Annotated in this window: 15 protein-coding genes; 10 read left to right on the forward strand and 5 right to left on the reverse strand. The window is 71.5% G+C overall.

Annotated elements, in window-relative coordinates:
- The first annotated feature begins 33 nt into the window (after nucleotides 1–33).
- Both GY170_RS11620 and GY170_RS11625 read left to right on the forward strand, forming a co-directional pair.
- Nucleotides 34–759 carry a DUF1028 domain-containing protein gene (locus GY170_RS11620; protein WP_163893689.1) on the forward strand — a complete coding sequence of 242 codons (726 nt, stop codon included), beginning with the start codon at nucleotides 34–36 and terminating at the stop codon, nucleotides 757–759.
- Nucleotides 760–817: 58 nt separating this feature from the next.
- On the forward strand, nucleotides 818–1,366 hold the full coding sequence (locus GY170_RS11625) for an NAD(P)-dependent oxidoreductase (RefSeq protein ID WP_163893690.1): 549 nt from the start codon (nucleotides 818–820) through the stop codon (nucleotides 1,364–1,366).
- Here GY170_RS11625 and GY170_RS11630 read toward each other — a convergent pair.
- Entirely contained in the window at nucleotides 1,363–2,136 is a 774-nt protein-coding gene (locus tag GY170_RS11630; RefSeq protein ID WP_163893691.1) for a FadR/GntR family transcriptional regulator, read from the reverse strand. The two genes, GY170_RS11625 and GY170_RS11630, sit on opposite strands and share 4 nt — an antisense overlap.
- Before the next feature lie 652 nt (nucleotides 2,137–2,788).
- Between GY170_RS11630 and GY170_RS11635 the strand changes: the two genes are divergently transcribed.
- Nucleotides 2,789–3,127 (forward strand): TfoX/Sxy family DNA transformation protein, encoded by a 339-nt coding sequence (locus GY170_RS11635; RefSeq protein WP_163893692.1) that lies wholly within the window; start codon nucleotides 2,789–2,791, stop codon nucleotides 3,125–3,127.
- On the forward strand, nucleotides 3,124–3,600 hold the full coding sequence (locus GY170_RS11640; protein WP_163893693.1) for a lytic transglycosylase domain-containing protein: 477 nt from the start codon (nucleotides 3,124–3,126) through the stop codon (nucleotides 3,598–3,600). Before GY170_RS11635 ends, GY170_RS11640 begins: the two co-directional genes overlap by 4 nt.
- On the opposite strand, the gene GY170_RS11645 is transcribed toward GY170_RS11640, so the two are convergent.
- Nucleotides 3,578–4,687 (reverse strand): aldo/keto reductase, encoded by a 1,110-nt coding sequence (locus tag GY170_RS11645; RefSeq protein WP_163893694.1) that lies wholly within the window; start codon nucleotides 4,685–4,687, stop codon nucleotides 3,578–3,580. The two genes, GY170_RS11640 and GY170_RS11645, sit on opposite strands and share 23 nt — an antisense overlap.
- Nucleotides 4,688–4,774: 87 nt before the next feature.
- On the opposite strand from GY170_RS11645, the gene GY170_RS11650 reads away from it, so the two are divergent.
- A complete protein-coding gene (locus GY170_RS11650) occupies nucleotides 4,775–5,413 on the forward strand; it encodes a TetR/AcrR family transcriptional regulator (RefSeq protein WP_203531259.1) in 639 nt (212 codons plus the stop codon).
- A gap of 112 nt (nucleotides 5,414–5,525) precedes the next feature.
- Here the strand turns inward: GY170_RS11650 and ndk are convergent, their stop codons facing one another.
- The gene (ndk, locus tag GY170_RS11655) at nucleotides 5,526–5,948 is read right to left on the reverse strand and encodes a nucleoside-diphosphate kinase (protein ID WP_163893696.1); all 423 of its coding nucleotides are present in this window, start codon (nucleotides 5,946–5,948) and stop codon (nucleotides 5,526–5,528) included.
- 149 nt (nucleotides 5,949–6,097) lie between these two features.
- On the opposite strand from ndk, the gene GY170_RS11660 reads away from it, so the two are divergent.
- The 5 genes from GY170_RS11660 to GY170_RS11680 all read left to right on the forward strand — a co-directional run bounded on the left by GY170_RS11660 (nucleotide 6,098) and on the right by GY170_RS11680 (nucleotide 11,089).
- Nucleotides 6,098–6,490, forward strand: coding sequence for a VOC family protein (locus tag GY170_RS11660; RefSeq protein ID WP_163893697.1), 393 nt, complete (start codon nucleotides 6,098–6,100; stop codon nucleotides 6,488–6,490).
- 703 nt (nucleotides 6,491–7,193) lie between these two features.
- Nucleotides 7,194–9,038, forward strand: coding sequence for an ABC-F family ATP-binding cassette domain-containing protein (locus GY170_RS11665; RefSeq protein WP_163893698.1), 1,845 nt, complete (start codon nucleotides 7,194–7,196; stop codon nucleotides 9,036–9,038).
- Nucleotides 9,035–9,556: a GNAT family N-acetyltransferase gene (locus GY170_RS11670; RefSeq protein WP_203531260.1), complete on the forward strand. Its 522-nt coding sequence runs from the start codon at nucleotides 9,035–9,037 to the stop codon at nucleotides 9,554–9,556. The genes GY170_RS11665 and GY170_RS11670 overlap by 4 nt, the downstream gene beginning before the upstream one ends.
- A 316-nt stretch (nucleotides 9,557–9,872) precedes the next feature.
- Nucleotides 9,873–10,502: a MarC family protein gene (locus GY170_RS11675; RefSeq protein ID WP_163893699.1), complete on the forward strand. Its 630-nt coding sequence runs from the start codon at nucleotides 9,873–9,875 to the stop codon at nucleotides 10,500–10,502.
- Nucleotides 10,499–11,089: a retropepsin-like aspartic protease family protein gene (locus GY170_RS11680; protein WP_163893700.1), complete on the forward strand. Its 591-nt coding sequence runs from the start codon at nucleotides 10,499–10,501 to the stop codon at nucleotides 11,087–11,089. Before GY170_RS11675 ends, GY170_RS11680 begins: the two co-directional genes overlap by 4 nt.
- Here the strand turns inward: GY170_RS11680 and GY170_RS11685 are convergent.
- Together GY170_RS11685 and GY170_RS11690 are read right to left on the reverse strand one after the other, a co-directional pair.
- Nucleotides 11,086–11,556 carry a GFA family protein gene (locus GY170_RS11685; RefSeq protein WP_163893701.1) on the reverse strand — a complete coding sequence of 157 codons (471 nt, stop codon included), beginning with the start codon at nucleotides 11,554–11,556 and terminating at the stop codon, nucleotides 11,086–11,088. The two genes, GY170_RS11680 and GY170_RS11685, sit on opposite strands and share 4 nt — an antisense overlap.
- Entirely contained in the window at nucleotides 11,532–11,990 is a 459-nt protein-coding gene (locus GY170_RS11690; protein WP_163893704.1) for a DNA polymerase III subunit chi, read from the reverse strand. Before GY170_RS11690 ends, GY170_RS11685 begins: the two co-directional genes overlap by 25 nt.
- Nucleotides 11,991–12,170 lie beyond the last annotated feature (180 nt).

Genomic DNA, 12,170 nt, shown 5'->3' on the forward strand with positions numbered 1-12,170 from the left:
ATTCAACCCTGTTGTCGCACCAACGGGGGCTGAATGACCTTTTCCATTCTCGCGCATGACGAAAAATCGGGCGCCTTCATGGGCGCCGCGGCAACCGGAAGCCTCTGCGTCGGCGGCTGGGTGCTGCGCGGCGACATCGATTCGGGGCTCGTCGCCAGCCAGGGCACCGCGCCCTCCACCTTCTGGCGGGACGAGGCGCTGCGGCGGCTGAATGCCGGCCAGGGCGCCTCGGAGGCGGTGCTGGATCTCACCGGAGCTGACAGCGGCCGCGGCCACCGCCAGCTCGCCGCCATCGACCGGCAGGGGAGCACCGGCGCCTTCACGGGCGCGGCTTCCGTCGAATACGCGGGGCACCATGCCGAGCCGGGGCTCGTCGTCTCCGGCAACATGCTGGCGGGGGCGGAGGTGCTGGATGCCCTCCTCGAGGTCGCCCGCACCTCCGTCGAGGACCCGGCGGCGCGGATGATCACCGCGCTGCGCGCTGCCGAGGCGGCGGGCAGCGACGTCCGGGGCCTGCGCTCCGCCGCGCTGCTGGTGCTGCATCCCGACTTCCCGCCGCTCGACCTGCGCATCGATCAGGCGGCGGACCCGGTGGGGGCGCTCGCGACCCTCCTCGGCGAGGTTCGCATGCCCCCCTATGCCGACTGGCTGGACGTGGTGCCCGTGCAGCGCGACCGCTTCCGCGCGCCAGAGGAGCAGCCGAAGGTCGAGCCGCTGGAGGAGCCGCCGGTGGACCCGCACCACCGCGCCATCCGCTAGGCTTGCCGCCCCGGGCGCCGCCGGGTCTACTGGCGGGTGACCCGGCAGGAGAGCGCATATGTCACTGGTGATCATCGGCTCCGAGGGCGGGATCGGCCGGCGTTTGCGCCGCGCCTTCCCCGATGCCATCGGCGTCGACCGCGCGCCGGGCGCGGACATCGAGATCGATCTCGCCACGGCCGACGTCACCGCCGGCCCCCTCGGCGCCGCGCTGAGCGAGGCGGAGGCGGCGATCTACCTCGCCACCCCCGCCGATCCCGAGGCGCCGGAGGCCGCGCATTTCGCGGCGCTTCAGACCTGCACCCGCTTCGTCTCCGCCTGCGCGCTGCTGGGGGTCCCCCGTCTCGTCCTGCCCTCCTCGGGCTGGGCGGCGCCGGCGCCGCCGATGCAGATCAACGCCTATGGCCACAGCAAGCGGGTGATCGAGGCGCTGGCGGAGATGTACTCCTGCCACCCCACCCGCCGCGCCGTGGCCCTGCGCTTCGGCTGGGTGCCCGCCGATGACGCCGACGTGGCCGGCGCGGCGGACTGGCTGCAGGCCGTTCACTGGCCGCAGGCGCGGCTGGTGGCGGAGGTCTCCCGGGCGCTGGGGCGCGCGCCCACCTAGCCGATGAAGCGGCGCAGCACCCGCGCCTCCTGCTGGTTCATCAGCGTCTCCGCCCCTTCCATGTGCGAGCGCATGATGGCCCGCGCCTCCTCCGCCCGGCCGGCCCCCAGCGCCTCGACGAGATCGAGCTGGTGGCGGCGCCCCCGCTCCCACAGCTGGCGGTTGGGCGGCTCGTAGAGGCGGCGATAGACGGTGAGGTCCGTCAGGATCCGCGCCATGAAGGAGATGATGAAGCCGAGGAGCCGGTTGCCCGAGAAATCCGCCAGCCGGGCGTGGAAGGCGAGCGAGGCGATGTGCTGCTCGCGCTCCTCCTCGGCATCGGCGGCGGGCGCGTCGTAGCGGCTGGCGATGGCCCGAAGCTCGGCGAGCTGCGCCTCGGAGAGGTGCCCCGCGAGGGAGGCCGCCAGCTCCGGCTCCAGCGCCCGGCGGACCTGGTAGATGTCTGAGACGGAGAGCTCCTGGAAATAGAAGTAGTTGGCCAGCAGCTCCTTGGCGCGCTCCGCCGTCACCTCGCCGACGAAGCTGCCGCCCCCGGGGCCGGTGCGGGTGACGATCAGCCCCTGCGCCTCGAGGATACGCATCGCCTCGCGCACGGTGCCCTTGGAGACGCCGAAGCGGGTGATCATCTCCGTCTCGCTGGGCAGCTTGTCGCCCCGACGCAGGTCATGCGCGACGACCCAGCCCTTGATCTCCTCGGCCACCCGCACGGGGCGGGAGCGGCGCGGCGGGCGCGCGGATTTGTCGGCGGATTTGTCGGTCGTGCCGTCCATGCCCTCACTCTCTGGCTCGCCGGCAAGAGACCACATGGGGCCGGCTTCGGAAAGGCCGGCCGGGAATCGCGGGCGGCAGGGCACTGGCGGCAAGGCTCTGGAAACCATGGGGAACGGTTCCGGGTGCACCGGCCGATAAACTTGTACCGACCTCTTTACCGTGCTCCGCCGGGAGCATTGGATACGAATTTCCTCGCCAGATCAGCCCCCTACCCCGGCATATTCCGCCACCGGGCCTCCGCCCCGTGGCGCCCCCGCAAGCGGAATCAGGCCGAAGCATGGCAGGCCCGAAGGCGGTCCTTGATTCCGCCCTTGTTCCACCGGATAGGCGCCAGCATCCGCAGACTGACTCAAGAGGCAGTGACGGATGCGGCAGGCCCCCCTGCCTGCCGCGCAACTGAGGACGAGTAGATGAGTAACCAGACCCCCCAGCCCAAGACCCCGCAGCCCGCGCCCAAGCCGGCGCCGCAACCCGCGCCGGTGATGTTCCGCGACTACGCGAGCATCTAGGCGCAGCCAGACGCGACCCGCGGGGCGGCCACGCCGCCCCGCGCCCCGGCCCCCAACCCAGGCCCCGCCCCTCATGGGCGGAGAGGCGCCGATCCCCTCCCCCCGGTCTGGAAATGCCCCGCCGCGTCACTAAGGTGCGGCCATGCGGGCGATCTCCACGATACCGAATCTCGGCCCGGCCTCTGAGGCCGACTACCGCGACGCCGGGTTCTCCTCTGCCGAAGAGATCGAGGCGGCCGGCGCGGATGTCGCCTACCTTCGTCTCCTCGCCGCCGGCAAACGTCCGCATTTCATCGGCTATTACGCCCTCGTCCTCGGCCTGCAGGGCCGCCCGTGGCACAGCTGCACGAAGGACGAGAAGGCCGTGCTCCGCCAGCGCTACGACGCGCTGATGGCGCAGGCCCGCGATCAGGGCGCGCCCAGCGCGGGGCTGGCCGCCTTCCTTCACGACATGGGTTTCTCCGAAAGGTCCGCTCAATGAAATGGTCCGCTCTCGCCGTCGCCGCGGCGCTTGCCCTCTCCGCCTGCGCCACCACCGACAGCGAGCCGGAGGTGACGCGTACCGCCCCGGCGCTCTACCCCGGCGAGACGCCGCAGATGCGGGCCCTGATCCGCACCTATGCCCGGGCGCTGGAGATCCCCGAGGAGCTTCTGCACCGCGTCATCCAGCGCGAGAGCGACTACAACCCCGCCGCCCGCAACGGCCCCTATTACGGGCTGATGCAGATCCTCCCGCAGACTGCCGGGACGATGGGCTACGACGGCCCGCCGTCGGGCCTTCTCGACCCGGAGGTGAACCTCACCTACGCCGGCCGCTACCTGCGCGGCGCCTGGCTGGTCTCCGACGGTGACATCGACGAGGCCATCGGCTGGTATGCCCGCGGCTACTACTACGAGGCCCGCGACCGCTGCCTGCTGGTCGCGACCGGCCTCAACTCCCGCGAGCTCTGCTAGGCGGCGCGCCTAGCCCTGCCAGCCCGATGACGTCGTGCCCGCCGTAGAGCATCTTGCGGATGGCGGGCCCCGTCAGCGACGATGAGAAGCTCTCCTCTGGTGCGCTGACGGCGTTCAGCCGCTCCATCTGGTCCTCGCTGAGCCGAAGCTCCGTCGCCGCGATGTTGCTCTCGATCTGGCGCGCGGTCCGCGCCCCGACGAGCGTGGAGGCGACGCCAGGCCGCGCCACGGCCCAGGCCAGCGCCGCCTGAGCGGGCGCGCAGTCCAGCTCGGCAGCGACCTCCTTCAGCGCATCGAGGATCTTCCAGTTGCGCTCGGTGAACTTGCTGTCACCGAAGGGATTGGCCCCGCTGAGGCGCCCCTTGTCGCTGGTGTCCTCGCGGCCATACTTGCCGGTGAGGAAGCCCCCGGCGAGCGGGCTCCACGGCATGACGCCCATGCCCGCCTCGCGGGCGGCGGGGAAATGCTCCGCCTCGACGCCGCGGGCGACGAGGGAATATTCCAGCTGCATCGCGATCGGCCCCGGCACCCGGCGCTCGCTGGCGATCGTCGCGGCCTTCATCGCCACCCAGGCCGGCATGTCCGAGAAGGCGTAGTGGCGGATCTTGCCGGCGCGCACGAGGTCGCCCAGCGTCTGCACGATCTCCTCGACCGGGGTCACCCCATCCCAGATGTGCATCCAGTAGAGGTCGATGTAATCCGTCCCGAGCCGCTTGAGGGAGCCCTCCAGCGCGCGATGGATGTTCTTCGACCCCGCCCCGCCGGCATGCGGGTTGCCGCCGCCTTCCGGCGAGGCGGTGAGCGGGCTGGAGGAATCGTTGAACCCGAATTTCGTGGCCAGCACGATTTCGTCCCGCGCCCCGGCCTCCTTGATGAACCGGCCCACGAGCTCCTCACTGGCGCCGCCGGAGTAGATGTCCGCCGTGTCGACGAAGTTGCCGCCGGCCTCCCGGTAGGCGCGGAAGATCTCGCGCGAGGTCGCCTCATCCGCCCCCCACTCGCCGGGGCCGAAGGTCATGGTGCCGAGGCAGAGCGGGCTGACGACGAGACCGCTGCGCCCGAGGGCGCGGTATTGGCTGAGAGACATGGGCTGCTCCTTTTCATATCGATCGTTACAGATGTAATTGGGGCCTTGAGGCGGTGGGTCAACCTTTTTATAGTGATCAATATGGAAATGGCTCACATACCCCCCCGCAGGAAGGGCCGACCGGCCTCCTTCGACCGGGATGCCGTGCTGGAAAAGGCGATGCTGGCCTTCTGGGCGAGTGGCTACGAGACGACGTCGATCAGCGACCTCACCGGCGCGATGGGCATCTCGGCGCCGAGCCTCTACGCGGCGTTCGGCGACAAGAAGGGCCTGTTTCTGGAGGCGATGCACCGCTACGCGGGCGACCCGTCCGATCTCGCGGCCTCGCTGGACGAAGCTCCCACGGCACGGGAGGCCGTAGCAGGGATGCTGGAGGAATCCGCGGCGCTGTTCACGGGCGAGACGACGCCGAGGGGGTGCCTCCTGGCCAGCGCCGCGGCGACCGGCACGAAGGACGCAGCCGATGTGCGGGCGGCGATGGCGCAGGTGCGCGGGGCGATCCGGGCGGTTGTCGCGATGCGGATCGAGCGGGATGTGGAGGACGGGCTGCTGCCGGCGGAAACGAATGCTGGAGCCCTGGCCGATCTCGCCGTCGCGGTGATCCAGGGCCTGTCCGTGCTGGCCCGGGACGGCGCCGAACGGGGCACGCTCATCGCCGTCGCGCGGGCGTCGATGACGGGCTGGCCGGGGGCATGCGCCGGGGCGGTGGAGCGGCATCCCGGCTGAGCCTGCCAGTCCCCGCCACAGTTTCTTACCGACAAAAAAGAGCACGCCCGGCTCGCCGCCGCGCGTGCTCCTCAATCTCAGCTCATGGGAGGCGTGCCGGGCACGCCCGCCCTCAGCCGACCAGTTCGAGGCCGGAGAAGTAGAAGGCGATCTCTTCGGCAGCCGTCTCCGGCGCGTCGGAGCCGTGGACGGAGTTCTCGCCGACGCTCTCGGCGAACTCGGCGCGGATGGTGCCCGGCGCGGCGTCGGACGGGTTGGTGGCACCCATCACTTCGCGGTTCTTGGAGATGGCGCCCTCGCCTTCCAGCACCTGCACGACGACGGGGCCGGAGGCCATGAAGGAGACGAGCTCACCGAAGAAGGGGCGCTCCTTGTGGACGGCGTAGAACTCGCCGGCCTGGGCCTCGGAGAGGAGGATGCGCTTCTGGGCGACGATGCGCAGGCCGGCATCCTCGAACTTCTTGTTGATGGCACCGGTCAGGTTGCGGCGGGTGGCGTCGGGCTTGATGATGGAGAGCGTGCGTTCGATAGCCATGGGGCGAGCCTCTTTCATAAGGTTGAAGCCGGCATCCGGCGCCGGCCGCTGGGTCGCGGCGCGGTTAGCATGACCGCCGGGTGGAGTGAAGGCGCGATTGCCCGATGGCGGGGGGAGAGGTTAAGCTGGGGCCGACAAGGGAGGCCTGCATGCCCGTTCACGCCATTGGCGGTGTCTTCTTCCGCGCCCGCGACCCCGATGTCCTCGCCGACTGGTACGCCCGCCACCTCGGCGTCGGACCCGGCCTCTCGCCCACCGGCCCCACGGAGGACCGCTGGGCCTGGCAGACGGAAGGCGGCCCGGTCGTCTTCGCCCCCTTCCGGACGACATCGGATTACTTCGGCCCCGAGCAGAGCGTGATGCTCAACTTCCGGGTCAGCGATCTGGACGGGATGATGACCCGCCTCGCCGACGCCGGCATCGCGGTGGAGACGCGCCCGGAGTGGAACGACCCCCAGACCGGCCGCTTCGCCCGCATCCAGGACCCGGAGGGCAACGCCATCGAACTCTGGGAACCCCCGCCCCCCACCGCCGCCCCGTAGGCCGGGCTTCACCCCGGCCCCCGCCTCCGCCCGTCCCCGGCCCGTAGGTTGGGTTTCCAACCCACCTTCCCCTCTCCATCCCGCGCTCCGCCCGCAGGCGGAGGGCGAGCGCCTGCCCGTGGGGTGGCGCCGCAACGGCACCGCGACGCACTTTATGCCAGCCAAGCCCCTCCTCGCTCCGAGCGGGACACCAGGCTTCACCAGAGCGCCAGCCCGCCGGGACGGGCAGGCGCTCGCCCTGCGCCTTTGGCGCGTACCGGGAGGGGGCACAGCTCCAGCCGGGCACTTGCGGCCGGTGACGGGACCAAGGCCCTGAGAGAGACCCTGCGCCCGCTCTCGTAGGGTGGGTTTCAACCCACCTTCCCCGCTCGCCACCCCGCGCTCCGCCCGCAGGCGCGGGGCGGGCGCCGGCCCGTGGGGTGGCGCCCCGACGAATCCGCGGGTGTGCTTTATGGTGCCACCACCTCCCCGCCCCGATGTCCGCGCTTACGTCACCGGAGCGCCAGCCCGTGGGACGGGCCGGCGCTCGCCCTGCGCCTTTGGCGCGTACCGGGCGGGGGAGCAGCTTCGGCCGGGCACGAACGGCGTCGAAACGCCCCGGGACTTCACCCCTGCCCTACCCGGGCAACCCTCCGCCCACGCCCGCCCCGCCAAACACCGCCCGCCCTTGCCGCCGCCCCCGCTTTGCGGCAAGGCGGCGGCCATGCTGCGCATCGAAAACGTCTCCTACTCCGTCGCCGGCCGGCCGCTCCTCGAAGGGGCCTCCGCCACCATTCCCGAGGGCCACAAGGTCGGCCTCGTCGGCCGCAACGGCACGGGCAAGACCACGCTCTTCCGCCTCATCCGGGGAGAGCTCGTCCTCGACGGCGGGGATATCTCCTTCCCCCGGGCCTGGCGCGTCGGCGGCGTGGCGCAGGAGGTGCCCGGCAACGAGGTCTCGCTGCTCGACACCGTGCTCGCCGCCGATACCGAGCGGGCCTCGCTCATGGCCGAGCAGGCGACCGACCCTTCGCGCATCGCCGAGATCCAGACCCGCCTCGCCGATATCGACGCGTGGAGCGCCGAGGCTCGGGCCGCGACCATCCTCAAGGGCCTCGGCTTCACCGATGCCGAGATGCACCAGCCCTGCTCCGCCTTCTCCGGCGGCTGGCGAATGCGTGTAGCTCTCGCGGGCGTGCTCTTTTCCGAGCCTGACCTCCTCCTCCTCGACGAGCCGACCAACTACCTCGACCTCGAGGGCGCGCTCTGGCTGGAGAGCTACATCGCCCGCTACCCGCACACGGTTCTCATCGTCTCGCACGACCGGGAGCTGCTCAACCGCTCCGTCACCGGCATCCTGCATCTGGAGAACAAGGGCCTGACCTACTGGACGGGCACCTACGACCAGTTCGCCAAGGCCCGCGCCGCCAAGCGGGCCCTGCTGGCGGCGGAGGCCAAGAAGCAGGACGCGCGGCGCGCCCACCTGCAAAGCTTCGTCGACCGCTTCAAGGCCAAGGCCTCGAAGGCGCGGCAGGCGCAGAGCCGCGTCAAGATGCTGGAGAAGATGGAGACGATCCGCCTGCCGGAGGATGCCGCCCGCACAGTCTTCACCTTCCCCGAGCCGGAGGAGCTGTCGCCCCCCATCGTCGCGACCGAGGGCGCCTCGGTCGGCTATGACGGGCAGGCGGTGCTCACGAAGCTCGACCTGAGGATCGACCAGGACGACCGCATCGCGCTGCTGGGCCGCAACGGCGAGGGCAAGTCGACGCTGGCGAAGCTGCTGTCAGACCGGCTGCCGGCGATGGGCGGGCAGATCACCAAGAGCGCCAAGCTGCGCGTCGGCTTCTTCGCCCAGCACCAGGTGGACGAGCTGCGCCCCGAGGAGACGCCGCTGCAGCACGTCGCCCGCGCCCTGCCCGACATGGCGCCGCCGAAGCTGCGCGCCCGGCTCGCCGGCTTCGGCCTCGGCGAGGCGCAGGCGGATACCGAGGTCGCGCGCCTCTCCGGCGGGCAGAAGGCGCGGCTGTCGCTGCTGCTGGCGACCTACCACGCGCCGCACCTCCTCATCCTCGACGAGCCGACCAACCACCTCGACATCGAGAGCCGCGAGGCGCTGATGGAGGCGCTGACCGCCTATTCCGGCGCCGTCATCCTCGTCTCCCACGACATGCACCTGCTCTCGATGGTCGCCGACCGGCTCTGGCTGGTGAAGGACGGCCGCGTCTCGCCCTATGACGAGGATCTCTCCGCCTACCGCAAGATGCTCCTCGGGCAGGACAAGCCGGCGAAGGAGGCCAAGGAGAAGCCGGGCAAGACGAAGCCGAAGCCCGCCGACATCGCGGCGCTGCGCAGCGAGGTGAAGACCTGCGAGGCGCGGGTGACGAAGATCGAGCAGATGCGCGACAAGCTGGCCAAGAAGCTGGCGGACCCGGAGCTCTACGAGGATGGCCGCGCCGGCGAGCTGGAGACGTGGAACAAGAAATATGCCGAGGTGATGGACGGGCTGCGCCGCGCCGAGGCGATGTGGATGGCGGCGCTGGAGAAGCTGGAGGCGGCGCAGAAGGCATGAGCGGCGTGACGAGCCCGGTGGCGCCCCCCGTGACGATCCGCCCGGCGACCGACGCCGACTGGCCCCGCCTCTGGCCCATCGTGCGCGAGGTCATCCGCGCCGGTGACACCTACACGGTCGAGCCGGGGCTGGACGAGGCCGCCGCCCGCGCCTTCTGGACGGGCCCGCCCTCGACCATCGTCACGCTGGCGGAGGCGGAGGGCGAGGTGCTCGGCACCGCCCACATGGGCCCCAACCGCGCCGGGCCGGGCGCCCATGTCGCCAATGCCAGCTACATGGTCTCCGCCGCCGCCCGCGGCCGCGGTGTCGGCCGGCTGCTGGTCGAGGATTCCCTCCGCCGCCTTGCCGCCGCCGGTTTTCAGGGCCTGCAGTTCAACGCCGTCGCCGCGAGCAACCGCGGCGCCGTCGCCCTTTACGAGGATCTCGGCTTCACGATCATCGGCACCGTCCCCGCCGGCTTCCGCCACCCGCGCGAGGGCGACGTCGGCCTGCACGTGATGTACCGCCCCCTCCCCTGAGCCCGCGCCGGCCCCTCGCCCTTCGCCGAGAAATCCGACAAGGCGCTCCCCCAAAGGTCTCGCCCGAGACAACGCGCAGCGCCTGCCAGCCTCGCGCCCTCCCTCGAACCGGCCCTCTTGCTCTCGCCCTTTTCGAAATACCTCCGGGGGGTCCGGGGGCTGGCCCCCGGTCCCGCCCTCTCCACCCCCACACCACCCGCAACCCGCGCGCAACCGGGCCGCACGACCCTCGCAAGCGGCCCACCCGCCCCCTCCTCACCGCATCGCGCACCGCCTGCCCTTGCCCCGGTCCGCCGGAGCGGCCACATCTTGGGCCATGATCGAGCCGGCGGCCCTCATCACCGTCTTCACGACGTTGTTCGTGATCATCGACCCGCCCGGGCTCGTGCCGGTGTTCATCGCGCTGACCAGCGGGATGGACCCGCGCCATCGCCGGACGCTGGCGCTGCGGGCCATCGCCGTCTCCGCCGTGCTGATGGCGGCGTTCCTCCTGCTCGGCGAGGCGGTGCTCGGCTTCGTCGGCATCACCCTGCCGGCCTTCCGCATCGCCGGCGGCGTGCTGCTCTTCCTCACCGCGCTCGACATGCTCTTCGAGCGCCGGCAGGACAGGCGCCGCGGGCAGGCGGAGGGGGAGGTGGCGGCGCCGGATCATGACCCGTCGGTCTTCCCGCTGGCGCTGCCGCTGATCGTCGGGCCCGGCGCCATCACCACGCTGATCCTCTTCGCGGGTCAGTCAGACGGGCCGGGTGACCTTCTTGCCGTGGCGGCCGTGGCGGGCGCGATCCTCGGCATCGTGTTCCTCGCCTTCCTCGCCGCGCCGTCGATCGAGCGGCTGCTCGGCGCCGTCGGCATCAACGTGGTGACGCGGGTGCTCGGCATGCTGCTCGCCGCCCTCTCCGTCCAGTTCATCCTGGACGGTCTGCGCCTGTCGGGAGTGGGGTCATGACCGGAGCGCTCGGCACCGACGAGATGATGCGCCTCGTCTACCTGGGGCTGCTCGGCGCCGCCATCCTCGGCTGGTTCATCATGTCCAACCGCGGGCGGCTCGGCCGCGCCGCCAGCCAGGCGGCGGTCTGGGGGCTGATCTTCCTCGGCGCCATCGCCGCCTATGGCCTCTGGGACGATATCCAGAGTGAGATCCGCCCCACGGCGACCGTCCTCGGCGACGGGCGGATGGTGATCCCCCGTGGGCGGGACGGGCATTACCACGTCACCGCGCTGGTCAACGGCTCGCCGGTGCCGATGATCGTCGACACCGGGGCCTCCGGCGTCGTCCTCAGCCGCGACGATGCCGAGCGGGCGGGGCTGGAGCCGGAGCGGCTCGCCTACGTCAACAGCGCCCAGACGGCGAGCGGCATGGTCGCCATCGCGCAGGTCCGGCTGGACCAGCTGCAGATCGGCGACTTCGTGGATGACGGGCTCTTCGCCTCGGTCACGGAAGGGGACCAGGGGCTGTCGCTCCTCGGGATGGACTACCTCTCCCGCCTCTCCCACATCGAGATCACGGGCGGAGAGATGATCCTCACCCGCTAGTCGTGATCGGGATGCTGCCGGTTGGAGGCGGCGATGGCCGGCGCGTCCTCCATCTGCTCCTCCGTGCTGTGCCGGGGCAGGCCGGAGAGCTGGGCGACATGCGGCAGCCGTCCCTCGCAGCCGGCCTCCTCCACCAACGGCGGCAGGGTCGCCGGATCGTCGAATGTGCCCATCATCAGCGAGACGTGCCCGCTTGGCCGGTAGCGGTAGAAGAGCGGCGTGCCGCAGGCGGCGCAGAAGCCGCGATCGACATGATCGGAGGAGCGGAACGTCGCGGGGGTGCCCCGCGTGAAGGTCAGGGCGCCGGGGGCGGTGCCGACGAGCGCCGCGAAGAGGTTTCCGGTGGCCTTCTGGCACATGCGGCAATGGCAGACATGCGCGTCGTCCTTCAGCGCGGTGACGACGTAGCGCACCGCGCCGCACTGGCAGCCGCCGGAGCGGCTCAGCTCTCCGCCTTCTTCTGCCATCGCCCGCCCTCCTGCGCCCAGTACTGCGCCTTGGTTCCGGCGCGGGTCAGCGCCTTCCACTGCCCCCGCGCATGCTGGACGGCCGCCTCGTCGGAGCCGTCGAAGAGCACGCAGGCCCGGGAGAGCGCCGCCACCTCCTCCGCCGAGACCTCCGCGCCACCGACGCTCATCAGGCAGGCCGGCGCATTGGCCGCCCCCTCCCCGGCGGTGAGGAGCACCGGCTGGCGGGCGTCATGCGCGCCCCCGGCGCGGCCATGGGGCAGGAAGCTCTCCTCCGCCCCCAGCCACAGCGCCTGGTCGAGCCGGTCCATCGCCGCCGCCTCCCGCCCGCGCAGCTCCACGCGCCAGCCGGCCTCCAGCGCCTTGCCGAGCAGCGGCGGCAGCGCCCTCTCCAGCGGGCTCTCGGTGAGGTGATAGAAGAAGACGTCGCCCATGAGCCCTTCGCCCGATTCCCGCCGGCCATCCTAGCGATCTGGCAGCGGATGTCCCGCAGGTATGGGCTTATACGCGGGCCCTGTCGCCTCGTAGGGTGGGTTTCCAACCCACCTCCCCCTCTCCCCACCGCGCAACGGTTGCAGGCGCGGGGCGAGCGCCTGCCCGTGGGGTGGCGCCTC

This window comes from Pseudoroseicyclus tamaricis (genome assembly GCF_012070395.1).
In the GTDB taxonomy this organism is placed as follows: Bacteria; Pseudomonadota; Alphaproteobacteria; order Rhodobacterales; family Rhodobacteraceae; genus Pseudoroseicyclus_A; species Pseudoroseicyclus_A tamaricis.